The 22,795-nt window shown below is 52.4% G+C and carries 21 protein-coding genes; 5 read left to right on the top strand and 16 right to left on the bottom strand.

Features of this window, described 5'->3' with window-relative positions; all coding sequences use genetic code 11:
- The gene (gene pta, locus HGO41_RS01780) at nucleotides 1-2,145 is read left to right on the top strand and encodes a phosphate acetyltransferase (protein ID WP_153374992.1); all 2,145 of its coding nucleotides are present in this window, start codon (nucleotides 1-3) and stop codon (nucleotides 2,143-2,145) included.
- A 93-nt stretch (nucleotides 2,146-2,238) separates the two neighbouring features.
- Here the strand turns inward: pta and HGO41_RS01775 are convergent, their stop codons facing one another.
- The 5 genes from HGO41_RS01775 to HGO41_RS01755 all read right to left on the bottom strand — a co-directional run bounded on the left by HGO41_RS01775 (nucleotide 2,239) and on the right by HGO41_RS01755 (nucleotide 6,412).
- Nucleotides 2,239-3,192: a transketolase family protein gene (locus HGO41_RS01775; RefSeq protein WP_134705602.1), complete on the bottom strand. Its 954-nt coding sequence runs from the start codon at nucleotides 3,190-3,192 to the stop codon at nucleotides 2,239-2,241.
- Complete coding sequence (locus HGO41_RS01770; RefSeq protein ID WP_013574577.1) at nucleotides 3,185-4,018, bottom strand: transketolase; 834 nt, start codon at nucleotides 4,016-4,018, stop codon at nucleotides 3,185-3,187. Before HGO41_RS01770 ends, HGO41_RS01775 begins: the two co-directional genes overlap by 8 nt.
- 104 nt (nucleotides 4,019-4,122) lie before the next feature.
- Nucleotides 4,123-5,499 (bottom strand): PTS ascorbate transporter subunit IIC, encoded by a 1,377-nt coding sequence (locus HGO41_RS01765; protein ID WP_013574576.1) that lies wholly within the window; start codon nucleotides 5,497-5,499, stop codon nucleotides 4,123-4,125.
- Nucleotides 5,500-5,549: 50 nt separating this feature from the next.
- Nucleotides 5,550-5,831: a PTS sugar transporter subunit IIB gene (locus HGO41_RS01760; RefSeq protein WP_013574575.1), complete on the bottom strand. Its 282-nt coding sequence runs from the start codon at nucleotides 5,829-5,831 to the stop codon at nucleotides 5,550-5,552.
- A gap of 137 nt (nucleotides 5,832-5,968) precedes the next feature.
- Nucleotides 5,969-6,412 carry a PTS sugar transporter subunit IIA gene (locus HGO41_RS01755; protein WP_013574574.1) on the bottom strand — a complete coding sequence of 148 codons (444 nt, stop codon included), beginning with the start codon at nucleotides 6,410-6,412 and terminating at the stop codon, nucleotides 5,969-5,971.
- 354 nt (nucleotides 6,413-6,766) lie between these two features.
- On the opposite strand from HGO41_RS01755, the gene HGO41_RS01750 reads away from it, so the two are divergent.
- Complete coding sequence (locus HGO41_RS01750; RefSeq protein WP_013574573.1) at nucleotides 6,767-7,783, top strand: LacI family DNA-binding transcriptional regulator; 1,017 nt, start codon at nucleotides 6,767-6,769, stop codon at nucleotides 7,781-7,783.
- Between the two features lie 38 nt (nucleotides 7,784-7,821).
- Here the strand turns inward: HGO41_RS01750 and yfcD are convergent, their stop codons facing one another.
- Entirely contained in the window at nucleotides 7,822-8,454 is a 633-nt protein-coding gene (gene yfcD, locus HGO41_RS01745; RefSeq protein ID WP_112151210.1) for an NUDIX hydrolase YfcD, read from the bottom strand.
- A 316-nt stretch (nucleotides 8,455-8,770) separates the two neighbouring features.
- Between yfcD and yfcG the strand changes: the two genes are divergently transcribed.
- Together yfcG and HGO41_RS01735 are read left to right on the top strand one after the other, a co-directional pair.
- Complete coding sequence (gene yfcG, locus HGO41_RS01740) at nucleotides 8,771-9,400, top strand: GSH-dependent disulfide bond oxidoreductase (RefSeq protein WP_013574571.1); 630 nt, start codon at nucleotides 8,771-8,773, stop codon at nucleotides 9,398-9,400.
- Between the two features lie 142 nt (nucleotides 9,401-9,542).
- Nucleotides 9,543-10,439: a TIGR01777 family oxidoreductase gene (locus HGO41_RS01735; protein ID WP_013574570.1), complete on the top strand. Its 897-nt coding sequence runs from the start codon at nucleotides 9,543-9,545 to the stop codon at nucleotides 10,437-10,439.
- A gap of 655 nt (nucleotides 10,440-11,094) precedes the next feature.
- On the opposite strand, the gene HGO41_RS01730 is transcribed toward HGO41_RS01735, so the two are convergent.
- Nucleotides 11,095-12,690 (bottom strand): ABC transporter substrate-binding protein, encoded by a 1,596-nt coding sequence (locus HGO41_RS01730; protein ID WP_037036218.1) that lies wholly within the window; start codon nucleotides 12,688-12,690, stop codon nucleotides 11,095-11,097.
- 159 nt (nucleotides 12,691-12,849) lie between these two features.
- Between HGO41_RS01730 and pepT the strand changes: the two genes are divergently transcribed.
- On the top strand, nucleotides 12,850-14,082 hold the full coding sequence (gene pepT / locus HGO41_RS01725) for a peptidase T (RefSeq protein ID WP_112151213.1): 1,233 nt from the start codon (nucleotides 12,850-12,852) through the stop codon (nucleotides 14,080-14,082).
- A 47-nt stretch (nucleotides 14,083-14,129) separates the two neighbouring features.
- Here pepT and hisP read toward each other — a convergent pair whose 3' ends face one another.
- From hisP to folC, 9 genes are all read right to left on the bottom strand, one after another.
- A complete protein-coding gene (gene hisP, locus HGO41_RS01720) occupies nucleotides 14,130-14,903 on the bottom strand; it encodes a histidine ABC transporter ATP-binding protein HisP (protein WP_013574567.1) in 774 nt (257 codons plus the stop codon).
- Nucleotides 14,904-14,930: 27 nt separating this feature from the next.
- Nucleotides 14,931-15,644, bottom strand: coding sequence for an ABC transporter permease (locus tag HGO41_RS01715; protein WP_013574566.1), 714 nt, complete (start codon nucleotides 15,642-15,644; stop codon nucleotides 14,931-14,933).
- Nucleotides 15,641-16,327 (bottom strand): histidine ABC transporter permease HisQ, encoded by a 687-nt coding sequence (locus tag HGO41_RS01710; protein WP_013574565.1) that lies wholly within the window; start codon nucleotides 16,325-16,327, stop codon nucleotides 15,641-15,643. The genes HGO41_RS01715 and HGO41_RS01710 overlap by 4 nt, the downstream gene beginning before the upstream one ends.
- Before the next feature lie 106 nt (nucleotides 16,328-16,433).
- On the bottom strand, nucleotides 16,434-17,216 hold the full coding sequence (gene argT / locus HGO41_RS01705) for a lysine/arginine/ornithine ABC transporter substrate-binding protein ArgT (RefSeq protein WP_013574564.1): 783 nt from the start codon (nucleotides 17,214-17,216) through the stop codon (nucleotides 16,434-16,436).
- 322 nt (nucleotides 17,217-17,538) lie between these two features.
- Complete coding sequence (locus tag HGO41_RS01700) at nucleotides 17,539-18,111, bottom strand: UbiX family flavin prenyltransferase (protein ID WP_013574563.1); 573 nt, start codon at nucleotides 18,109-18,111, stop codon at nucleotides 17,539-17,541.
- 130 nt (nucleotides 18,112-18,241) lie between these two features.
- Entirely contained in the window at nucleotides 18,242-19,759 is a 1,518-nt protein-coding gene (purF, locus tag HGO41_RS01695; RefSeq protein WP_013574562.1) for an amidophosphoribosyltransferase, read from the bottom strand.
- A 30-nt stretch (nucleotides 19,760-19,789) separates the two neighbouring features.
- Nucleotides 19,790-20,281, bottom strand: a complete 492-nt coding sequence (gene cvpA / locus HGO41_RS01690) for a colicin V production protein (RefSeq protein WP_013574561.1) — start codon at nucleotides 20,279-20,281, stop codon at nucleotides 19,790-19,792.
- Nucleotides 20,282-20,628: 347 nt separating this feature from the next.
- The gene (gene dedD / locus HGO41_RS01685) at nucleotides 20,629-21,402 is read right to left on the bottom strand and encodes a cell division protein DedD (RefSeq protein ID WP_013574560.1); all 774 of its coding nucleotides are present in this window, start codon (nucleotides 21,400-21,402) and stop codon (nucleotides 20,629-20,631) included.
- A complete protein-coding gene (gene folC, locus HGO41_RS01680; protein WP_013574559.1) occupies nucleotides 21,392-22,678 on the bottom strand; it encodes a bifunctional tetrahydrofolate synthase/dihydrofolate synthase in 1,287 nt (428 codons plus the stop codon). The genes dedD and folC overlap by 11 nt, the downstream gene beginning before the upstream one ends.
- Nucleotides 22,679-22,795: the final 117 nt, after the last annotated feature.

Raw genomic sequence — 22,795 nt, 5'->3', positions numbered from 1 at the left:
ATGTTGATCCCTACAGGCACCAGTGTCGGTCTGACCAGTGTCAGCCTGGGTGTGATCCGTGCCATGGAACAAAAAGGCGTCAGCCTGAGTATCTTCAAACCTATCGCCCAGCCGCGTACTGGCGGAGATGCTCCTGACCAAACCACGACCATTATTCGCGCTAACTCCACCGTGACTGCAGCCGAACCGCTGAAAATGAGCCACGTTGAAACCTTGCTGAGCTCAAACCAGCAAGACGTGCTGATGGAAGAAATCATCGCGCGTTATCACGAAAACACCAAAGATGCCGAAGTGGTGCTGGTTGAAGGTTTAGTGCCTACCCGCAAACACCAGTTCGCCAATGCGCTGAACTACGAAATTGCCAAAACCCTGAACGCAGAAATCGTCTTCGTTCTGGCGCTGGGTAATGATTCTCCTGCGCAGCTCAAAGAACGTATCGAACTGGCCCGTTCCAGCTTCGGTGGCAGCAAAAACAAAAATATCACCGGCGTAATCATTAACAAACTGAATGCACCGGTTGACGAGCAGGGGCGTACACGTCCTGACCTGTCTGAAATCTTTGATGATTCCACCAAAGCCAGCGTGGCAAATATCGACCCGACTCAGCTGTTCGCTAACAGCCCGCTGCCGGTTCTGGGCTGCATTCCGTGGAGCTTCGAGCTGATTGCCACCCGCGCAATCGACATGGCTAAGCACCTGAACGCACGTATCATCAACGAAGGCGACGTCAAAACCCGCCGCGTGAAATCCGTCACTTTCTGCGCACGCAGCATTCCGCATATGCTGGAGCATTTCCGTCCCGGCTCCCTGCTGGTGACTTCCGCTGACCGTCCTGACGTGCTGGTTTCAGCCTGTCTGGCAGCCATGAATGGCGTGGAAATCGGCGCTATCCTGCTGACCGGTGGCTACGAAATCGACGCCCGCATCAACAGCCTGTGCGAACGTGCATTCCAGACAGGCCTGCCAGTCTTCATGGTAGAAACCAATACCTGGCAGACTTCCCTGAGCCTGCAAAGCTTCAATCTGGAAGTGCCTGCAGATGACCATCAGCGCGTAGAGAAACTGCAACAGTACGTGGCTTCTCACATCAATGCTGACTGGATCAACTCCCTGAGCGCACATTCTGAACGCTCACGCCGTCTGTCACCTCCGGCATTCCGCTATCAGCTGACCGAACTGGCCCGTAAAGCCGGTAAACGTATCGTTCTGCCGGAAGGCGACGAGCCACGCACTGTGAAAGCGGCAGCGCTTTGTGCTGAACGTGGTATCGCGGAATGTGTTCTGTTGGGTAACCCTGACGAGATCAAACGCGTTGCAGCAGCTCAGGGCGTGACGCTGGGTAAAGGCATCGAAATCGTTGATCCGGTGGCTGTCCGTGAAGAATACGTGGCGCGTCTGGTTGAACTGCGTAAAAGCAAGGGTATGACCGAAGTGGTTGCGCGCGAACAACTGGAAGACAACGTGGTTCTCGGCACCCTGATGCTGGAACAAGGTAACGTTGACGGTCTGGTTTCCGGTGCTGTTCACACCACCGCAAACACCATCCGCCCGCCATTACAGTTGATCAAAACCGCGCCGGGCAGCTCACTGGTTTCCTCTGTGTTCTTCATGCTGCTGCCTGATCAGGTTCTGGTTTATGGCGACTGTGCGATCAATCCGGATCCTACTGCTGAACAGCTGTCTGAAATCGCGATCCAGTCTGCGGACTCCGCTGCAGCCTTCGGTATCGAACCCCGCGTTGCCATGATCTCCTACTCAACCGGTAACTCCGGCGCCGGTAGCGACGTTGAGAAAGTGCGTGAAGCGACCCGTCTGGCCCAGGAAAAACGTCCGGATCTCATCATCGATGGCCCGCTGCAATATGATGCTGCGATCATGGCTGATGTTGCACAATCTAAAGCGCCAAACTCGCCGGTTGCGGGTAAAGCGACCGTGTTCATCTTCCCTGACCTGAATACCGGTAACACCACGTACAAAGCGGTACAACGTTCTGCGGATCTGGTCTCTATCGGGCCGATGCTGCAGGGTATGCGTAAACCGGTTAATGACCTGTCGCGTGGCGCACTGGTTGACGATATCGTCTACACCGTTGCACTGACTGCGATTCAGTCTGCTCAGGCAGAAGCAGCGGTTGCGGCCAAATAAGCCAAACCCTCTGAACGCAAGACGCCGGGCTTTTTGAGTCCGGCGTTTTTTTGGTCTTTTTTGCGGAGCGCTTCATGGCTGATCGATAAAGATTCAGAGCAGTGTTTTTGCTGCTTCCAGAATATGTTCAGCCGTCAGGCCATATTCCTGCTGTAAAAACTCCTGGGTGCCCACCTGTCCGTAACGCTCTTTGACACCAACCCGGCGCATCGGCACCGGCTGGTTTTCCACCAGCACTTCCGCCACCGCCGATCCCAGTCCGTTATGAATACTGTGGTTTTCACAGGTCACAATTTTGCCGGTTTTCGTGGCGTATTTGATGATGACATCTTTATCAATCGGCTTGAGGGTAAACATGTCGATGACTGCCGCACTGACCCCTTCGCGTTCCAGCATTTGCGCCGCTCTCAGCGCTTCCGCCACCATAATCCCGTTAGCAATCAGCGTCACGTCTGTGCCATCACGCAGCACATTGGCCTTGCCGATGGTAAACGTCGAGCCTTCCTTGTAAACCTGCGTAGCCTGTTTGCGAATGGTACGCACCCAGTAGAAACCTTTTAAATCCATCAGTTGCAGCAAAATATTGCGGAACATCACGGCGTCGGTGACTTCCATCACCACCGAACTCGCCAGCCCGCGCACAATGCCCATATCTTCGAACGACATATGCGTGCCGCCGTTATGACAGGCGCTGACGCCAGCATCTGACGCAATGATCTTGACGTTATTCTTCTGGTAATCCAGAGACATAAACAGCTGATCGAAACAGCGCCGGCTGGCAAAGGCGGTAAAAGTATGCACAAACGGCACGCGACCGGTCAGCGACAAACCTGCCGCAACGCCGATCACGTTGGCTTCCATAATGCCGCAGTTAATCACATGCTCAGGATGATCTTTATGAACGCCGTCCATCGCCATCGAGCTCATCAGATCGGCTTCCAGCGCGATAATCGGCGTATTCTCTACAATCTTTTCACGCACGGTATTGGCGTAAACTTTACGCATTTCTACTGCGTCTTTTTGCAATTCAAGAGAAACTTCAAACATGAGTGGCCTCCAGCTCAGCGATAGCATTTTCGATTTCCAGTTTCACATCCGGCGTTAAACGCAGGTGATGTGAGTTCGCCAGTTGCTCGAGATACTTCACGCCCTGCCCTTTGATGCTGTCGAGGATCACCACCAGAGGACGCTGCTCGGCGTGACGAACCGGCGTGACCGCCTCGCTGATAGCCACAATGTCATCGCCTTTAATGGTCTCTACATCAAACCCGAACGCACTGAATTTTCCGGCCAGATCGAATGGCTTAATCACTTCATCCAGCGTGCCATCGAGTTGCTGTTTGTTGTAATCGATGAACAGTGTCAGGTTATGCAGATTGTGGTGCGCAATAAACTGGAAGGCTTCCCAGCACTGGCCCTCGTTCAACTCACCGTCGCCAAGAATGCAGAAGACGCGGTTGCTGCGACCAGCCAGCTTATGCGAAAGTGCCATGCCCGCCGCAATGGAAACGCCTTGTCCCAGCGAGCCGGTGGTGGCATCCACGCCGGTGGTCCGCAGCCGGTCCGGATGGCTCGGCAGCTTTGTGCCATTCTGGTTGAGGGTGTGTAATTCGCTGACCGGGAAATAACCTTTCAGTGCCAGCGTGGCATACAACGCCGGACCAGCATGGCCTTTGGACAGCACGAAATAATCCCGCTCCTGCCAGTCTGGTTTTTTCGGGTCGATGCGCATCACATCGCCATACAACACGGCCAGCGTTTCCACCACGGACATGCTGCCGCCATAGTGCCCGAATCCTAAACCGGTCAGCATTTTTAGCGTCTCGATACGGATATGGCGGGCCAGATCACGAACCTCCTGGACATCTTTCATCTTCATTGGTCCTTATTTTAATGAGCACTTATCCTGGCCTGTTATTTCTAACAGGCAGGACAGTGTTTCCCGGATGGAGTTAAAAAACGTAGTGGTGCAGGGAATTACTTTTCAGTGATTTCTTTCTCAGCCGCCGGTTTTTTGCCGAGATAGTTCCAGGCAACCAGTACCGCGAAGATACCGACAATCAGCGCCATGATGCCTTCCTTCGACATAAAGCGAGCCAGATTACCCAGCAGGATGCCGATAACGCCGAAGTCCGCATCAGAGAAGGTGGCATTCGCAAAGCCCAGCGCGCCCAGTACTGGCAACAGCAGAACCGGCAGGAAGGTAATCAGCACGCCGTTGGCAAACGCACCGATCATTGCCCCGCGACGCCCGCCGGTCGCATTACCGAACACACCTGCCGTCGCACCAGTGAAGAAGTGTGGCACCACGCCCGGCAGGATCAGCACCAGATGCATTTGCCCTAACAGGAACAGTCCCACCAGACCGCCAAGGAAGCTGAACAGGAAACCGATCAGCACCGCATTCGGCGCGTACGGATACACCACCGGACAATCCAGCGCCGGACGGGCATTAGGCACCAGTTTCTCGGAGAAGCCGACGAATGCCGGAACGATTTCCGCCAGGATCAGACGCACACCCTGCAAAATGATGAACACACCCGCCGCAAAGGTAATTGCCATGATGATGGCGTACACCAGGTAGTTCTGGCCTGCACTGTAGGTCGCCTCAACAAAGACCTGACCCGCGAACACCGCCATAATCAGATAAATAATAATCATGGTGAGTGAGATTGAGATGGAACTGTCGCGCAGGAAACTGAGGTTTTTCGGCAGATTCATTTCTTCCGTAGAACGTGAACCTTTGCCAACTTTACTGCCGATCCAGCCCGATAAGACGTAACCAATGGTGCCGAAATGACCAAATGCCACGTCGTCGCTGCCGGTAATTTTACGCATGTAACGTTGCGCCAGCGCCGGGAAGAACGCCATGATAAGGCCCAGCGTCAGGGAACCGGTGAACACCAGTGAAACACCTTCAAAACCGGCCACCGTCAGAATAACGCTGATCATACAGGCCATATAAAACGTGTGATGACCGGTCAGAAACACATATTTAAGACGGGTGAAACGGGCCACGATCAGGTTTGCCACCATACCAAACGCCATAATTAACGCTGTCGGTGCACCGAATTTCTCCAGCGCGATGGAAACAATCGCTTCGTTATTAGGAATAATACCCTGGATATTAAAGGCGTGTTCAAACATACCGCCTAAAGGATTTAATGAGCCAACTAATACTGTTGCACCACCGCCCAATACTAAAAAGCCAAGTATTGTTTTAACCGTGCCTTTCACCACATCAGAAAAGTTTTTCTTTTGTGCCACCAGACCGATTAATGCGATGAGCCCCACCAGTATGGAAGGCACTTTTAATATATCGACCACAAACTTGAGCGTTTCCTGGATAAACATATCCACCTCGTTTGTCTATTTGTTTTATTTGTAGGGTTATTCAGTGCCGGTCAGGACACTGGATGTTTTTCAAAGTGAGCAATCAGTTTTGTTTCAAGTTCATTAATATCAATGATGTTGGTAATCACCACTAACTGGTTTTCAGGAATGCTGGCACTGGCAGCGATGTCCTTTGCCATCACGAACAGGTCGGCTTCACCCGGAATGGCTGAGGACAAATCGGAGTGCTGAACATCTGCCTGAATATTGAGTTTCTTCAGGACTTTCTTGATGTTCATTTCAACCATAAAGCTGCTGCCTAAACCGGAACCACAAATCGCCATGATTTTCATATTATTCACTTGTCCTTTATCTGTTTTTAAACGATTAAAATATGTAGAACCGTACTCCATCTGCACATATTAATGCATATGAATGGTCAGAATACCCTTAGATTTAAGTTGCACTCCCTTTACAATATTAAGTCAAATTAATAGCGGGATATAACGTCCTGAATTTCTCTGATGGTTTTTGCCTGATGTATTTTCTGCATATCTTCTTCACTGGAAAATAATTCTGCCAGTTCAGAAATCAGTTCAATATGGCTGTGCTTATCTGCTGCCGATAACATCACCACGGTATACACCGGATCGTTATCCTCTGAATTAAACGCCACGCCGTGCGGCAGCGTCAGCAACGAGAGTCCCAACCCGTTCGCCCCTTCTTCTGGTCTGGCGTGTGGCATCGCAATGCCCGGCGCCAGAACAAAATACGGCCCCAGTTTTTCCCGTTGAGCAAAAATAGCCGTCAGGTAATCCGGGGTAATTGTCCCTTCTTTCAGCAGTGGCTCAGCGCTCACTTCCACTGCCTGCCGCCAGTCCGTGATATCCGTTCTGATCTGAATTCGTTCAGATGTCAGCCAATCATTCAGCATAGTGATGCTCCGTTTTTATTTTTAAAGATGGCCGGTCAAATTTCCCCCAGACCGCACCAACGATCCAGACTCTACTTCAGCGGTAGCGTTAACATCTGTGATACAGATCTCAAAGATAGCGCTACCAAACTTCTATCATTGAGATCTGTGATAGCGCTATCAAAAATAATCACACAGCGGTATCGCCGTCCCGTGGATCGCATAAATAACGGTATACTTTGTCGGGAAATTGCCGATAATTTACCGAATTCTGCCGTGGTTCCCGATTTACCGGTCCTGCTGCGGCCCGCTTTTTTCGCTATACCTGTGGGTATACATTTTGCGCAAGATGCGCAGTTAAGGTCAGGATCGTGAATGTCCATTAACAAGAAAAGACGCAGTACCGGAAGAGTGACGCTGGCTGATGTCGCGCAACTGGCGGGCGTGGGCAGCATGACTGTTTCCCGTGCGCTGCGCACACCCGAACAGGTCTCCGACAAGCTACGGGAGAAGATCGAAGAAGCGGTCAGTCAGCTGGGATATCTGCCCAACCAGGCCGCCAGTTCCCTGGCTTCCGCCTCCTCAAATACCATTGCGATGATTGTGCCGAGCCTTTCCGAAGCGGGCTGCGCCGAGATGTTTGCCGGGCTACAGAAAGTGCTGCAACCGGCCGGTTATCAGATCATGCTGGCGGAATCTCAACATCGTATTGAGCGGGAAGAAAAACTGCTGGAAACGCTGCTTTCCTACAATCTGGCGGCGGCGATTTTACTGTCCGTTGAACACTCCGCCAATGTACGTCAATGGCTGGATAACCTGACCATCCCGGTGCTGGAAATCGGTGCGCTGACCAATTCGCCAATCGACATGAATATCGGCATTGATTATGTCGAGGCGATGTTTCAGTTGACCCAGACGGTGGTGGCGAAGGGATATCAGAATATTGGCATGCTGTGTGCCAATCAGGAACAGTGGATTTTCCAGCAGCACCTTCAGGGTTGGCGTAAGGCCATGTTGAAAGCGCATATGTCCCCGCACCGGGTGATAAACGCCGCCGAGCCCGCCAGCTTTTCCACCGGCGCTCAGCAACTGCCGGAGTTCCTGCTTGCCTGGCCGGAAATTGACGCGCTGGTGTGTGTTTCCGACGATCTCGCCTGTGGCGCACTGTATGAATGCCAGCGCAGACGCATCAAAGTGCCAGATGAACTTGCCGTGGTCGGTTTCGGCAATGCCGATGTCAGTAAAGTATGCCAGCCGCCGCTGACCACTATTGCTATTCCGCATAAAGAAATCGGGGTGCGCGCCGCCCAGGCATTGCTGGCGAGGATTAATGACGAGGAATGGGAAGAAGTGACGATCGCTTCGTCGTTGTGCAAGCGGGAGAGTTGCTAAAAAGAGAACGGGCGATATGCGTTCGCCCGTGATGTGATTCAGATATCATCTTTCGCTGACGATTCTTCTTCATCGTTTTCTTTATTACCCGGGACAGACGCATCCGCCACAGGGGCTACGGCTTCACGGGTCAGCGGCTTACCGTGTTCTTTCTCATTGTTTCGCGTCATCCACAGAGAAAGTGCTTTCAGGGAGTCCGGCGTAAATTCATCACAACGCGCAGTGATTTCTTCCGGTGTCATCCAGCGGACGGCATCAATTTCTTCTTCCTGCAGGGCAAACGGGCCATGGGATACACAGCTAAACAAAGCCCCCCATACGCGACATTTGTTCTCTTCTTCAAAGTAGAACTGACCGTGCTCTGCAAACGGCACACCGGCAATACCCAGCTCTTCCTCGGCTTCACGGCGAGCTGAATCAAGTATATTTTCACCGCTTTGCACCACACCACCGGCCGTTGCATCGAGCCAGCCCGGATAGAAATCTTTGGTTTCAGTCCGACGCTGAACCAAAATATTCCCCATTCCATCATGAACCACAATATAGCTGGCACGATGACGCAGGACCTGAGCACGCATTTGTTGTCGGCTGGCCTGGGCAATGACCTCGTTGTCTTCGTTGACGATATCAACCCACTCATCCGTACTGATGTTTTGCTCTTGTTCTGACATCCGCTGGAACCTTCTCTTTTAAGCGCTGGTCTGTGCGCAATAAGTCTGTGCGCTGTGATTTTGCAACACGTCGATAATGTCCGGAGATTCTATCTGGGTCTGCTGGGTGGCTTCAATAGCTATGGATGCGTTGATGCAACCTAAAAGCTATGTTACCCCGCAAAGTTCGCCATCAGACAAGTCCGACATAGACTTCTAAACATCTGCATTATGATACCCTACTCAATCGGATAAGAAGCTTGTGATTACCCGTTCCACATTAGCGCATCCCGCCCCGCCATTCGCGGAGAGTGATTAAAACAACGCAGGAGGCAATATGATCGATCTTTATTACGCACCAACACCGAATGGCCATAAAGTTTCTCTTTTTCTTGAAGAGAGTGGCCTGCAATACCGGCTCCACCGTATTGATATCAGCGCAGGGGAGCAATTCAAACCTGAATTCCTCGCCATTTCACCCAACAACAAAATCCCGGCCATTGTCGACAGTCAGCCCGTTGACGGCGGCACACCGGTCAGTATTTTTGAGTCTGGCGCAATTTTGCAATATCTGGCAGAAAAAACCGGAAAATTTCTCAGCAAAGAGTTGCGTGAGCGCACGGTGACACTGGAATGGCTGACCTGGCAGGTTGCCGGATTTGGCCCGATGCTGGGTCAGAACCACCATTTTACGCATTATGCGCCGCAGCCGGTGCCTTACGCCATTGAGCGTTATTTACAGGAAACTCAGCGTCTGTATGGCGTGCTGAACCGCCAGTTAGAGAAAAATGCCTATATCGCCGGGGAGAATTACAGTATCGCCGACATGGCCACTTATCCGTGGGTCGCGGCTCATGAACGCCAGCGTATTGATCTGGCTGGATACCCTGCCGTACGCAACTGGTTCGAACGGGTTAAAAGCCGCCCGGCGACACAAAAAGCCTACGCGCTGGCGCAGGTTCAGTAAGCCCCTTCAGCCTGCCGGAGGCGTTCTGAATATCTCAGAATAAAAAACCCTTAACTGTGCTCCATATCGCGAGTTAATTGCGATGACTCATCTATGATTAAAGACAGTTCATCCGCGTATTCAGACAGTTAAGGATCCCGATATGAAGATCTTGATTACCGGCGCCACCGGCCTCATCGGAAGAAAATTGACCGAACGGCTTCTTGAGCAATCTCATCAGATCACCGCCCTGAGCCGTGCCCCTGAACGCGCGGCGAAAATACTCGGGTCGCAGGTTTCCGTCTGGGAAACGCTGGAAGGAAAAACCTCGCTCGACGGTTTCGATGCCGTAATTAACCTTGCCGGTGAACCCATTGCCGACAAACGCTGGACCAAAGAACACAAAGCGTTGTTATGCGAGAGCCGCTGGAAGCTGACAGAAAAGCTGGCAACGCTGATTAACGCCAGTGAAAAGCCCCCTGCCGTGTTTATCTCCGGTTCGGCGGTCGGCTATTACGGCGATCAGGGCCAGGCTCTGGTGCCTGAAGATGAGCCGCCTAACAAGCAGTTTACCTGGCAATTGTGTGCCCGCTGGGAAGCACTGGCGATGTCAGCACAAAGCGCGGCGACGCGTGTTTGTTTGCTGCGCACCGGCATCGTACTGGCTGAAAAAGGCGGTGCGCTGGCCAAAATAGTTCTGCCCTACCGCGCCGGTCTCGGTGGCCCGCTCGGTGATGGTCAGCAATACATGCCATGGATCCACATCAACGACATGATTGACGGGATTCTGTTCTTGCTGGAACACGAAACACTTTCCGGCCCGTTCAATATGGTGTCGCCGTATCCGGCGCGCAACGAGCAATTCAGTGCCCTGCTCGGCGAAGTATTGCACCGCCCGGCGTTTATGCGGGCACCCGCGCCTGTGGTGCGCTTGCTGATGGGCGAATCAGCTGTATTAGTGCTGGGTGGTCAGCGGGCAGTGCCGCGCCGGCTGGAAGCAGCAGGGTTTATTTTTAAGCATCAGGAGTTAAAGGAAACGCTGGAGGATTTGCTGGGATGAAGGGTTTGGCAGCCCTTCACCCTGCTCAACCAGATTGGGGTCTCATAGGTACAATGGCGCGGTACTGGCGCTTTTTAAAAACTGATCGGGGGGATGTTTCGGTTTCTCAATAACTGAGATTACTTAACTTTCTGCACCGAAACCGCCCAAAGGAGGAAAGTGCTTTTCCTCCTTTTGGATTCCTCCTCGCTTTTTCAACAAGCGCTTCGCTCGCTGGCTATGTTTCAGCTATCACTGCGACAGGCTGGAAATCTTGCCGCTGCGCGGTGCCTTCTCTCGGTCCTGAAGCCTTGGTCTTCAGGCCGCTCCGTTCAGCAAGATTTCTGAATCGCCCGCACGTTCTTAAATTCAAAAACAGAGAGGTTTTATCTTTTAGAAATGTTGATTGGCGTGCTCAAAAATGGCACCGAATGAACGGTTCGAGACCTATGGCTCGAAGCCTGAAATGAGGGAATCGCGGAGCGATGACATTTTGCGCCACACTCAGAACGATCAGAACATGTCCTTCGTTCCAGCGACAGCGCGCAGTGAAAAAGCGAGGGGAGTGCAGAGGGGAAAAGCCTTTCCCCTCTGCTCGGTTTCGGCGAAATATCTCGTGTGAGAACTGTTATTGAGAAACCGAAACTTTCACAATTCAATTTCCCCCCCTCAGGTTCTACTCCTTCACATCCACCTGATAAAACACATGTTTCCCAAACGGGTCCACTTCATAACCGGTCACTTCTTTGCGTACCGGTTCGAAAATGGTCGAGTGGGCGATCATCACCGCCGGTGCCTGATCGTGCATCATCTGCTGGGCCTGCTCGTAAAGCGCCACACGTTTCGCATGATCGGTGGTTTCTTTCGCTTCGGTGATCAACTGGTCAAACGGCGCGTAACACCATTTCGCTGAGTTCGAACCGCCCTTCGCGGCATTACAGGTAAACAGCGGACCAAAGAAGTTATCCGGGTCACCGTTCGCCGTTGTCCAGCCCATCAGCGCTGCCATATGTTCGCCGTTACGGATACGGGTCTGGTATTCACCCCATTCGTAACTGACGATATGCGCTTTCACGCCAATTTTTGCCCAGTCCGCCTGGATCATTTCCGCCATACGCCGGGCGTTCGGGTTATACGGACGCTGTACCGGCATCGCCCATAAATCGATATCAAAACCGTTCGGCATCCCGGCTTCGGCCAGAAGAGCTTTGGCTTTCTCCGGTGAGTAATCGTAATCCACCAGTTTGTCGTTGTAACTCCAGACACCCGTCGGCAGCAGCGTTTTCGCGACGGTTCCCGTACCGTGGAACACCGCTTCAATGATCTGTGGTTTGTTAATAGCCATGGTCAGCGCCTGACGCACTTTCACATTATCCAGCGGCGCTTTCTGCGTATTGAACGACAGGAAACCCGTGTTCAGGCCAGCCTTGCTCATCAGGTTGATGTCTTTATTGGCGCGCATACGATCCAGATCAGCCGGATTCGGGAACGGCATCACCTGGCATTCGTTTTTCTCGAGTTTGGCGAGGCGCATTGAGGCGTCAGGCGTAATGGTATACACCAGACGGTCAATTTTGGATTTGCCCTGCCAGTAATCCGGGAACGCTTTGTACAGCAGACGCGTATCTTTCTGGTACTGCACCAGCTCAAACGGCCCGGTCCCAATCGGATCCTGATCCAATTTTTCCGGCGTACCGGCTTTAAGCATCTGATCGGCATATTCCGCCGAGAGGATGGAAGCAAAATACCACGCCAGATCGGCCACGAACGGTGCTTCGGGACGTGTCAGGTTAAAGCGCACCGTGTAATCATCCACCTTATCAATGCTGCCGATAAGATCGCCCATTTTCAGGCTGTCGAAGTTAAGGTAAGTGCCGCCGGAAATTTTATGATAAGGGTTATTCTCGTCTTTCTGGCGCATGAACGAGAAGATCACGTCGTCAGCGTTGAAGTCGCGGGTGGGTTTGAACAACTTGCTGCTCTGGAATTTCACGCCTTTACGCAGGTGGAAGGTATAGGTTTTACCGTCTGCGCTGACCTCCCAGCTTTCCGCCAGACTCGGCACCAGTTCTGTAGTACCGATTTTGAAATCCACCAGACGGTTATAAATTGGCGCAGCGCTGGCATCCACGGAAGTGCCCGATGTATAAAGTTGCGGGTTGAATTGCTCAGGCGAGCCTTCGGAGCAGTAAACCAGCGTTTTAGCACAAACGCCGCTGGTGATGGTTAACGCCAGTAAACCTGTGCTTATTTTTAAGATGTTGTGTTTCATTCTTTTCCCTATTTTCCCTGTCCGGAGAGTGTTTAGATCTTCTTCATCGTGGAACCTAAAGCAAAAACAGATTAACATCTGGATAACACGTAGTAATACTTTGTTATATATGAAAATCTTATAACAGGGAACAATATTTGCGCACATTCAGAGGTTAAGATGTCGACAACAATCGCAACACAGCTTACCGAACGCTTCTACCGCTATCTCTCCGTGACATCACAAAGTGATGCCAGCGCGACGACCTTACCCAGCACGCCGGGCCAGCACGACATGGCGCGGTTGCTGGCTGAAGAACTGCATCAGCTGGGTCTGGAAAATATTCAGATCGATGAACATGCCACCGTGACGGCAGTCAAATCCGGCACCAAAAAAGGGGGGCCGCGTATCGGTTTTATCACGCATATCGATACCGTGGATGTCGGCCTGCGCCCGGATATTCATCCGCAGACATTGCGTTTTACCGGTGAGGATGTGTGTCTGAACAAGGCGCTGGATATCTGGCTGCGCCCTGCGGAACGCCCGGAAATCTTGCCTTACAAAGGTGAGGATATTATTTTCAGCGACGGCACCAGTGTGCTGGGTGCGGATAATAAAGCGGCAGTGACGGTGGTGATGACATTGCTGGAAAACCTGACGGCTGAGCAGGAATACGGCGATATCGTGGTGGCGTTTGTGCCTGACGAAGAAATTGGTCTGCGCGGTGCCAAGGCGTTGGATCTCGCCCGCTTTGATGTCGATTTTGCTTACACCATCGACTGCTGCGAACTCGGCGAAGTGGTGTATGAAAACTTCAATGCGGCAGCGGCAGAAATTACCTTCACCGGCGTGACAGCGCATCCGATGTCGGCCAAAGGCGTGCTGGTGAATCCGCTGCTGATGGCGCAGGATTTCATCAGTCATTTTGACCGCGCTGAAACCCCTGAAAACACTGAAGGCCGGGAAGGTTATATCTGGTTCAACGGCATGAGCGCTTCGCAGCAAGGCGCGGAACTGAAAGCTTCTATTCGCGATTTCGACAGCGCCAGTTTTGCCGCCCGTAAGCAGAAAATTCAGGATGTGGCGAAAGAGATAGCCGCGCAGTATCCGACCGCAAAAGTCTCAGTTGAGATCAGCGATACCTACAGCAATATCAGCAGCGCCATCGGCGAAGATCGCCGGGCGATTGACCTGATCTTTGCCGGATTGAAAGAGATTGGCGTGGAGCCGAAAGTGATCCCGATGCGTGGCGGCACCGACGGCGCAGCATTATCAGCCAAAGGATTACTGACGCCGAACTACTTTACCGGCGCGCACAATTTCCACTCGAAGTTTGAGTTCCTGCCGGTGAATTCGTTTGTGAAATCCTATGAACTGACCCTTCAGTTGTGCCTGCTGGCCGCGAAAGGTTGATTTGCTTTAAACCTTCCCCTCATGTGAGGGGAAGGCGCGTACAGATGTTACTTCAGCGCACCGGAAAGGAACTGTTGCAGACGGGCGCTTTTCGGATTGCCAAAGACTTCAGCAGGATCGCCCTGTTCTTCAATCACACCCTGATGCAGGAAGATGACATGGCTGGAGACATGACGGGCAAACTCCATCTCATGCGTTACCACCACCATGGTTTTTCCCTCTTCCGCCAGCTTTTGCATGATACGCAGCACCTCGCCGACCAGTTCAGGATCCAGCGCGGAAGTCGGCTCATCAAACAGCAGCACTTCGGGTTCCATCGCCAGCGCGCGGGCAATAGACACACGCTGTTGCTGACCGCCTGACAAGTTCACCGGATATTTACCTTGTGCACGGGCGTCGATGCCCACTTTATCGAGGTATTTCACCGCACGTTCACGCGCTTCGGCTTTGCTCAGCCCCAGCACCTGCACCGGCGCTTCCATGACGTTTTCCAGCACCGTCATGTGGCTCCACAGGTTGAAATGCTGGAACACCATCGTCAGTTTGGTACGCAGCAGTTGCAGTTGCTTCTTATCAAACACTTTCAGCTGACCGTCGGTGTCGCGCACCATGCGGATATCCTGATTATTAACGCTGATCGAGCCTTCGCTTGGTTTCTCGAGAAAGTTAATGCAGCGCAGGAAGGTACTTTTCCCGGAACCTGATGAACCGATAATACTGATCACATCACCCGCATTGGCCGACAACGAAACACCTTTCAGCACTTCGTGGTCGCCATAGCGCTTGTGGAGATCGAGAACCGCTAATTTGTTTTCTGGCATAAAGTTATTCCGCAAAAATAATTCTTATTAATGAGCTTGGGGCTTTACGTGAGCCAGCCAGCGTTTTTCCGCCTTGCGGAACAGCCCGATCAGGACAAAAGAAACACAAAGATAAATCACTGCTGCAATCCCGAAAGCATAAAACGGCTGATACGTCGCCGAGTTGATGTCGCGGGCTATTTTCAGCACGTCCGGTACCGTGGCGGTAAATGCCAGCGCGGTGGAGTGCAACATCAGAATGACTTCATTACTGTAAGCAGGCAGCGCCGTACGTAATGCCGACGGCAAAATAATGCAGGTGTACAGTTTAAAGCGTGAGAAACCGTAGGCATTGGCCGCTTCGATTTCGCCGTGCGGTACTGCGCGGATAGCACCGGCAAAAATCTCGGTGGTGTAGGCACAGGTGTTGAGCGTCAGCGCCAGAATCGTACAGTTAAGCCCGCTGCGGAAGAAGGCATTGAGGAAGTCGGTACCACGCACGATTTCCAGGCTGTACATCCCCGAATAAAACACCAGCAACTGAACATACAGCGGCGTTCCGCGGAAAATATAGGTGTACAGCCAGATCGGATAACGCAGGAATTTGTTAGAAGACACGCGCCCCACCGCCATCGGTACCGCCAGTAATCCGCCTATCACCACGGAGCTGATCAGTAACCACAGGGTGATCGCCAGACCGGTAAAACGGTAGCCATCGCTGTAGAGCAAAGACATACCGTACTGTTGTAAAATTTCGATCATAGATCAGCCCTCTTCACACCCAGCGAATAACGGCGATCAAGCCATACCAGCACGCCGTTCGACAGCGTGGTGAAAATCAGATAAACCACTCCCGCCACAATCGCAAAATAGAACGGCTGATAAGTGCCTTTCCCGGCCAGTTGCGTGGCTTTGACCACATCATTCAGACCCAGCAAGGACACCAGCGCGGTGGCTTTGAGAATAACCTGCCAGTTGTTGGCAATACCCGGCAGTGCAAAGCGCATCATGGCCGGAAATAAAATTCGTCGGAAAATCTGTGAACCGCTGAACCCGAAAGCCGTCGCAGCTTCGATTTGTCCACGCGGGACCGCCATAAACGCACCACGGAACGTCTCAGTGAAATAAGCCCCGTAGATAAAGCCCAGCGTGATAATACCGGCGCTCATCGGATCGATATCAATTTGCGTCAATCCCAGTGATTCGGTGACGCTGTTAAGCGCAATCTGCAACCCGTAGAAAATCAATAACATTAATACCAGATCAGGTACGCCGCGAATAAGCGTGGTGTAGCAACCAAAAAAACCAGACACGATCCGGTTCTTTGACAGTTTCCCGCCCGCGCCGATTAACCCTATCACCAGCGCCAGAATGACTGACGAAATCGCCAGCTCCAGTGTCACTAACGTGCCCTGGATAATTACCTGGGAATACCCATACAGCATGGTTTTTTCCTGTCTTTAGTGGATCCCTGCGCAGACAAAAAGACGGCCAGCGTCAGAACCGCAGGGAGCGGCACACCGCCCCCTTTGGCACATCTCACGACGCGTATCAGCCGCCGTAAACATCAAAGTCGAAGTATTTTTTCGCCAGTTTGTCGTAAGTCCCGTCTTTACGCATGCTGTCAAATGCCTTATTCAGTGCGTCTTTCAGGTCAGTATCCGTCTTACGCAGACCCATGCCGGTGCCCACGCCGAAGAATTTATCGTCTTTAACTGACGGGCCAGCAAACGCGTAATCTTTACCTGCAGCCTGTTTCAGGAAGCCTTCGCTGCCTGCCACTTCATCCTGGAATGCCGCGTCAAGACGACCGGAAGCCAGATCCGCATAAATCAGATCCTGGTTCTGGTAAGCGACTACGTTGATGCCTTTTGGCTGCCACATCGCGTTGGCATAAGCTTCCTGAGTGGAACCCTGCAGAACACCGACATTTTTACCTTTCAGCGCATCCAGAGTAGGCAGAACTTTAGAACCTTTAGGCGCGATCAGACGGGCGTTAGCGGCGTAAAGTTTCTCTGTGAAATCAATTTCCTGCTGGCGTTTTTCAGTGATGGATAATGAGGAAATAATCGCATCAATCTTTTTCGCTTTCAGGGACGGGATCAGCGCATCAAAATCACTTTCAACGTAAGTGCATTTAATGGCTGCACGTTTGCACATCTCGTTGGCCAGGTCGATATCAAAACCAACCAGCTTGCCGCTGGAGTCTTTTGATTCAAATGGGGCGTAAGTCGGATCAGTACCGATATTAATTGCTTTAGGCACGGCAGCAAATGCACTACCTGCACTGGCTAAGACCAGAACCAGCGGGAGAACCTTGAACAACTTTTTCATACATTAGCCTCAGTGATTATTCATCTGTTGTGGTTGTGTGTGCGTGAATGAACGTCTTTTTATAGTTTGCTGAACGATGCAAATGGCTTTTTGCCAGATTTTCTCATGCACTTTTCGTGCCGTTTCTCCGCATCGCGACTTTCCGCAGCGAGAGAGTGAAAACCGGTCAAAAAAGCATCGGGATAATGAAAGTTTTCAAAGGTCTGAGGGAAGGATAGCTGAAGGGAGGTTTAACACTGCACCCCAATGAATCAAATTGTGATCATTGTTGGTGCAATGTAACTGAAGTGCGCGAAATGAGTGCGTATTGGGACGTGAAAGTTTAACGACTGCCCTGCCATCGAACAAATAAGTCTTCCGGCAGTTCGATATCAAACTGATCAATCACCCGGTTTACCGTCTGATCGATGATATCTTCCACCGAGGCCGGGCGATGATAAAACGCCGGAACCGGCGGCATAATGACAGCACCCAGTTCAGCGGCCTGGGTCATCAGCCGTAAATGGCCGAGATGCAGCGGCGTTTCACGCACACACAACACCAGACGGCGGCGCTCTTTCAACACCACGTCGGCTGCACGGGTCAGCAGACCGTCGGTGTAACTGTTTACGATGCCGGAAAGCGTTTTGATCGAGCAGGGCAAAATCACCATTCCGGCAGTTTTAAAAGAACCGGAAGAAATGCTGGCCGCGATATCGCGGGAATCATGCACCACATCGGCCAGCGCCTGAACGTCGCGTAGTGTGAGATCGGTTTCCAGTGTCATCGTCTGGCGGGCCGCATTGCTCATCACCAGATGTGTTTCGATATCAGGTACGCTCTGCAATACCTGCAAGAGCCTGACACCATAGATTGCGCCGCTGGCGCCGGAAATACCGACGATAAGTCGTTTCATGAACACTGCCTTAGAAAAATGAACCCGGACCCGATGGTGCCAATACTGACATAAATTCAGGCATAAAAAAACGCGCCCGCCCGGTGTTCACCGGAGGGGCGCGCCTGAGAGAATGTCAGCAACGGGCCGCTCAGCCTTCGTTGTGCATCTCAAGGTTTTCAGCTTCCTGCTGGCCACGCAACGCCTGAGCGTCGTCATTGCGCAGGGCTTCGAGGTATTCCAGATAGTTCTGGTCAACGTCTTTGGTGACGTAAACACCGTCGAAAACTGAACATTCGAATTTCTCGATATCCATATTGTCTTCTTTCACTGCGGCGATCAGGTCGCTCAGATCCTGGAAGATCAAGGCATCAGCACCAATTATCTGGTTGATTTCACTGACTTCACGGCCATGGGCAATCAGCTCGTTCGCGCTTGGCATATCGATACCGTACACGTTCGGGAAACGGATTTCCGGTGCCGCAGACGCCAGATAAACACGTCGCGCTCCGGCTTCACGCGCCATCTCAACAATCTGTTGAGAGGTGGTGCCACGCACGATGGAGTCATCCACCAGCAACACGTTTTTATCACGGAATTCAGCGCGGTTAGCGTTCAGTTTACGGCGTACAGATTTACGGCGTTCCTGCTGGCCCGGCATGATAAAGGTACGGCCGACATAGCGGTTTTTCACAAATCCCTGACGGTACGGTTTATCCAGGATGCGGGCGATTTCCAGCGCGATATCGCAGGAGGTTTCCGGGATCGGGATCACCACGTCAATATCCAGGTCTTCCCATTCACGGGCAATTTTCGCGCCCAGCTTTTCACCCATACGAACACGGGCGCTGTAGACGGAAATTTTATCGATGAAGGAATCCGGACGCGCGAAATACACGTATTCGAACAGGCACGGATTGTACTGCGGGTTCTCGGCACACATACGGGTGAACAACTGACCTTTTTCGGTGATATACACCGCTTCACCCGGCGCAACATCGCGCAGGAACTCAAAGCCCAGCGTATCGAGTGCCACACTCTCAGAAGCCACCATGTACTCATTACGGCCATCTTCCAGCGTACGTTTACCGATAACCAGCGGACGGATACCGTGCGGGTCACGGAACGCCAGCATGCCATGACCGATAATCATCGCCACACACGCGTAGGCACCACGGATTTTCAGATTCACTGCGGCAACCGCAGCAAAAATGTTGTCAGCTTCCAGCGGGTAATGCTGGAAACGATCCAGTTCACTCGCCAGGATATTGAGCAGGATCTCAGAATCGGACGTGGTGTTCACATGACGGCGCTGGCCTTCGAACAGGTTGCTGCGCAATTCGTGAGCATTGGTCAGGTTGCCGTTATGGGCAAGGGTAATGCCGAACGGAGAGTTGACGTAAAAGGGTTGAGCTTCTGAAGCGCTGGAACTGCCAGCCGTTGGGTAGCGCACATGGCCGATACCCATGTTGCCCTGTAAGCGTTGCATATGGCGGGCTTCGAAAACATCCTTCACCAGGCCATTCGCTTTACGTAAACGGAAGTTATTATTCGCGTCGATGGTGGTGATGCCTGCGGCATCCTGACCACGGTGTTGTAACACCGTTAACGCGTCATAAATCGACTGGTTTACCGGCATGAAACCGGCGATACCGACAATACCGCACATGTTGTCTTTTCCTCTTCAGCGCTGCCAAAACTAAATATGTTTTGGCAAGAAACTCGACGTGCTCTGCAGGTAGTCAAAGAACCACCTGATGATATAACTGAACTGTGGGATCAACTGGGATTGTTTCCAGTCTTCACTTTGCGAAAAACCGGTAAAAGTATCGAGGAAGAACAGCATCGCGGAGACAATTAACACCCCGCGCAGTGCGCCGAAGCACACACCTAACACCCTGTCAGTGCCGGACAACCCGGTTCTTTCAACCAGTGAACCAATCACATAGTTGACAATTGCACCTACGATCAACGTCGCGATGAACAAGATGGCAATTGCGATCCCGTTTCGAACTAACTCATCTTCGAAACGTGTGAAGTAGATGGCGAGGTAAGGGTAATAATGGCTGGCAACAAAAAAGGCGCAAGCCCAGGTTACCAGCGATAAAGCCTCACGAACAAAGCCACGGATCAAACTGACTAAAGCAGAAAATCCGATAACCGCAATAATGACGTAATCAATCCAGACCATTAACTATTCCAGTGTCTAATCCAGTCACATCTGCCCCGGCATCCAGTTCGCGGCGAATTCTAACAGAAAAAGAAAACGTTTGCGTAGGGGAAATCAGCCGGTCAGACAAATTAATAATAGCGATTAAAAAAACCTCAATCGCAGCATAAACCTATAAAAATCCAACCAGAGGATCTTATAGAAAAAGGGCACAAATCGCTTGTGCCCTCCGTGGTATTTTTTATGTTTTAACGACTCCCTCCCCTGCGAAGGGGAGGGTTGGGGTGGGGTATTAATGGCAACGTTGAATCTGGCGTTGCCCGCTAAACCCCCTCCCCGCCTCCCCCTTCGCAGGGGGAGGAGCAAAGTCAGTGTGCGGAGTAAGCGCGAACCTGCCCACCCAATCCGCTCAGCTGTTGCAGTTGCGGAAGTGACGCTTCGAGTTTTTGCTTCGAGGCATCCGGGCCGACGTACAGGCGCGTGATCTGCCCCTGTACCGGTGTTGCAGGCACTGTGTAAGCACGGAAACCAGACAACCGCAGATTCGCCACAATCTCATTGGCTTTGGCGGCATTTTTCAATGCGCCAAGCTGCACCACATAAGACTGCCCTGTCGGCGCTTTTTCTGCCGGCGCAGCCTTCGGCTGTTCAACCGGTTTTGGCTGTTCAGCAACGGCCTTCGGTTGTTCAACCGGTTTTGGCTGTTCGACCGGCTTCGGTTTCACCGTTGGCTTCGCTTCCACCATCGGTTTCGGTTCGATCACTTTGGGTTTTTGAGGAGCAGGCTGCACCGGTTTTTTCTGCTCAGGCAGTGTGGTGACCGGCGGCGCTTCTATCGTGGTATTACCCGGCGCCACATTGCCATGATTGGCGGCGTTGGTGTTATTGGCAGGACTTGTATCGTCCTGTTCACCATTCATCATCTGATCGGCACCTTCCGGCGGCTGAGCAGGCAAAGATTGCGTGACCGGTGGCACCGAGTCCTGTTCCTCAACATCACCCGGTTTTGGCACCAATGGAATAGACGCAAATTCGTCTTCGTAATGCTTTTTCTTGCCGTCGAGTAAACCAGGCAAAATGATGACACCCAGTGCCACCAGAATGACCGTCCCGACCAGACGATTTTGAAACTTACTTGCCACTGGTTTTCCCCGTGTCTATAGCATCCATTACGTGAGCTACGGTATGGAACGAGCCGCAGACAATCACAATATCCTGAGGAGCCGCCTCCTGCATAGCCTGTTTCCAGGCAGACTCCACATCATCAAACTGGCGCGCCTGCGGCAGATGGACGGTCAGTTCTTCGACACTGGCCCCGCGCGGGCCTTCCAGCGGCGCGCAATACCATTCATCCACCTGCGGCGACAGGCAAGCCAGCGTACCGGCAATATCTTTGTCTTTCAACATTCCGACGACGGCACGCACTTTGCCACCCTTTCGCGGCTGTTCCGCCAGACGTCCGGCCAGATACGCTGCCGCATGCGGATTGTGCGCGACATCCAGGATCAGCCTTGGCGATTCACTCACCGTCTGGAAACGTCCCGGCAAAGCAGCGCGCTGTAAACCGCTGCGCAACGCGGCTTCAGGGATATCCAGTGTTGAATAATGCAGTGCAGCCAGCGCGGTCGCGGCGTTAGCCAGCGGTACATTCGGCAACGGTAAACCTTCCAGCACGTTAACCTCATTACCTTCTTCCCGCGCTGCCCAGCGCCACTGTCCGGCATCCGCAGAAAAATGCCAGTTCACATCGCGGCGGTGTAAATCCGCATGTTTTTCCTGCGCAACCGCAGCAATGGATTGTGGCATATCCGGCTCACCCACCACGGCCGGTTTACCGGCGCGGAAAATACCGGCTTTTTCGCGGCCAATACTTTCGCGGTCAGATCCCAGCCAGTCGGTATGATCCAGCGCAATACTGGTGACGACAGCCACGCTGGCATCGACAATATTAGTCGCATCCAGACGACCGCCCAGCCCGACTTCAAGTATCACCACATCCAGCTTAGCCTGTTTAAACAGCTGCAACGCCGACAATGTGCCGTATTCAAAGTAGGTCAGCGAGATATCGCCACGGCCAGCCTCCAGCCCCGCAAAAGATTCGCAATGCGCAGATTCCGCTAATTCTTCCCCCTGAATACGGACACGTTCAGTGTAGCGCACCAGATGCGGGGAGCTGTAAACGCCCACACGGTAACCCGCCGCCATCAGGATGGATTCCAGCGTCGCGCAGGTGGTGCCTTTACCATTGGTTCCGGCCACGGTGAAAACCAGCGGCGCTGGCGTCAGTAAGTCGAGTTTGGCGGCAACCGCTTTGACCCGGTCAAGGCCAAGCTCAATAGCCTGAGAGTGGAGATGTTCAAGATAATAAAGCCACGTGGCCAAAGGCGACGTGGCTTGGGGAATAAGTTGATTTTGCATGAGTCCCGTTCAACCTTGTCAGGTTCACTTCGACACTACATCACCAGACTGTGACAGCAGGCAATGCCCTCTTTGTCAGATCACACCAACAGAGTAAAAGCACGGCTGTCTGTTTTG

The organism is Rahnella sp. CG8 (assembly GCF_023701875.1).
GTDB lineage: Bacteria > Pseudomonadota > Gammaproteobacteria > Enterobacterales > Enterobacteriaceae > Rahnella > Rahnella aceris.
This window is presented reverse-complemented; position numbering and strand designations above follow the sequence as displayed.

What these genes read in the sequence shown, in the direction of transcription:
- yfcG (WP_013574571.1), top strand. Translation starts at nt 8,771, where the DNA reads ATGATCGATCTTTATTACGCACCAACACCGAATGGCCATAAAGTTTCT.
- HGO41_RS01765 (WP_013574576.1), bottom strand. Translation starts at nt 5,499, where the DNA reads ATGTTTATCCAGGAAACGCTCAAGTTTGTGGTCGATATATTAAAAGTG.
- cvpA (WP_013574561.1), bottom strand. Translation starts at nt 20,281, where the DNA reads ATGGTCTGGATTGATTACGTCATTATTGCGGTTATCGGATTTTCTGCT.
- HGO41_RS01750 (WP_013574573.1), top strand. Translation starts at nt 6,767, where the DNA reads ATGTCCATTAACAAGAAAAGACGCAGTACCGGAAGAGTGACGCTGGCT.
- HGO41_RS01775 (WP_134705602.1), bottom strand. Translation starts at nt 3,192, where the DNA reads ATGTTTGAAGTTTCTCTTGAATTGCAAAAAGACGCAGTAGAAATGCGT.
- HGO41_RS01710 (WP_013574565.1), bottom strand. Translation starts at nt 16,327, where the DNA reads ATGCTGTATGGGTATTCCCAGGTAATTATCCAGGGCACGTTAGTGACA.
- HGO41_RS01770 (WP_013574577.1), bottom strand. Translation starts at nt 4,018, where the DNA reads ATGAAAGATGTCCAGGAGGTTCGTGATCTGGCCCGCCATATCCGTATC.
- HGO41_RS01700 (WP_013574563.1), bottom strand. Translation starts at nt 18,111, where the DNA reads ATGAAACGACTTATCGTCGGTATTTCCGGCGCCAGCGGCGCAATCTAT.
- argT (WP_013574564.1), bottom strand. Translation starts at nt 17,216, where the DNA reads ATGAAAAAGTTGTTCAAGGTTCTCCCGCTGGTTCTGGTCTTAGCCAGT.
- pta (WP_153374992.1), top strand. Translation starts at nt 1, where the DNA reads ATGTTGATCCCTACAGGCACCAGTGTCGGTCTGACCAGTGTCAGCCTG.
- HGO41_RS01715 (WP_013574566.1), bottom strand. Translation starts at nt 15,644, where the DNA reads ATGATCGAAATTTTACAACAGTACGGTATGTCTTTGCTCTACAGCGAT.
- hisP (WP_013574567.1), bottom strand. Translation starts at nt 14,903, where the DNA reads ATGCCAGAAAACAAATTAGCGGTTCTCGATCTCCACAAGCGCTATGGC.
- pepT (WP_112151213.1), top strand. Translation starts at nt 12,850, where the DNA reads ATGTCGACAACAATCGCAACACAGCTTACCGAACGCTTCTACCGCTAT.
- HGO41_RS01755 (WP_013574574.1), bottom strand. Translation starts at nt 6,412, where the DNA reads ATGCTGAATGATTGGCTGACATCTGAACGAATTCAGATCAGAACGGAT.
- HGO41_RS01730 (WP_037036218.1), bottom strand. Translation starts at nt 12,690, where the DNA reads ATGAAACACAACATCTTAAAAATAAGCACAGGTTTACTGGCGTTAACC.
- HGO41_RS01760 (WP_013574575.1), bottom strand. Translation starts at nt 5,831, where the DNA reads ATGAAAATCATGGCGATTTGTGGTTCCGGTTTAGGCAGCAGCTTTATG.
- yfcD (WP_112151210.1), bottom strand. Translation starts at nt 8,454, where the DNA reads ATGTCAGAACAAGAGCAAAACATCAGTACGGATGAGTGGGTTGATATC.
- folC (WP_013574559.1), bottom strand. Translation starts at nt 22,678, where the DNA reads ATGCAAAATCAACTTATTCCCCAAGCCACGTCGCCTTTGGCCACGTGG.
- purF (WP_013574562.1), bottom strand. Translation starts at nt 19,759, where the DNA reads ATGTGCGGTATTGTCGGTATCGCCGGTTTCATGCCGGTAAACCAGTCG.
- HGO41_RS01735 (WP_013574570.1), top strand. Translation starts at nt 9,543, where the DNA reads ATGAAGATCTTGATTACCGGCGCCACCGGCCTCATCGGAAGAAAATTG.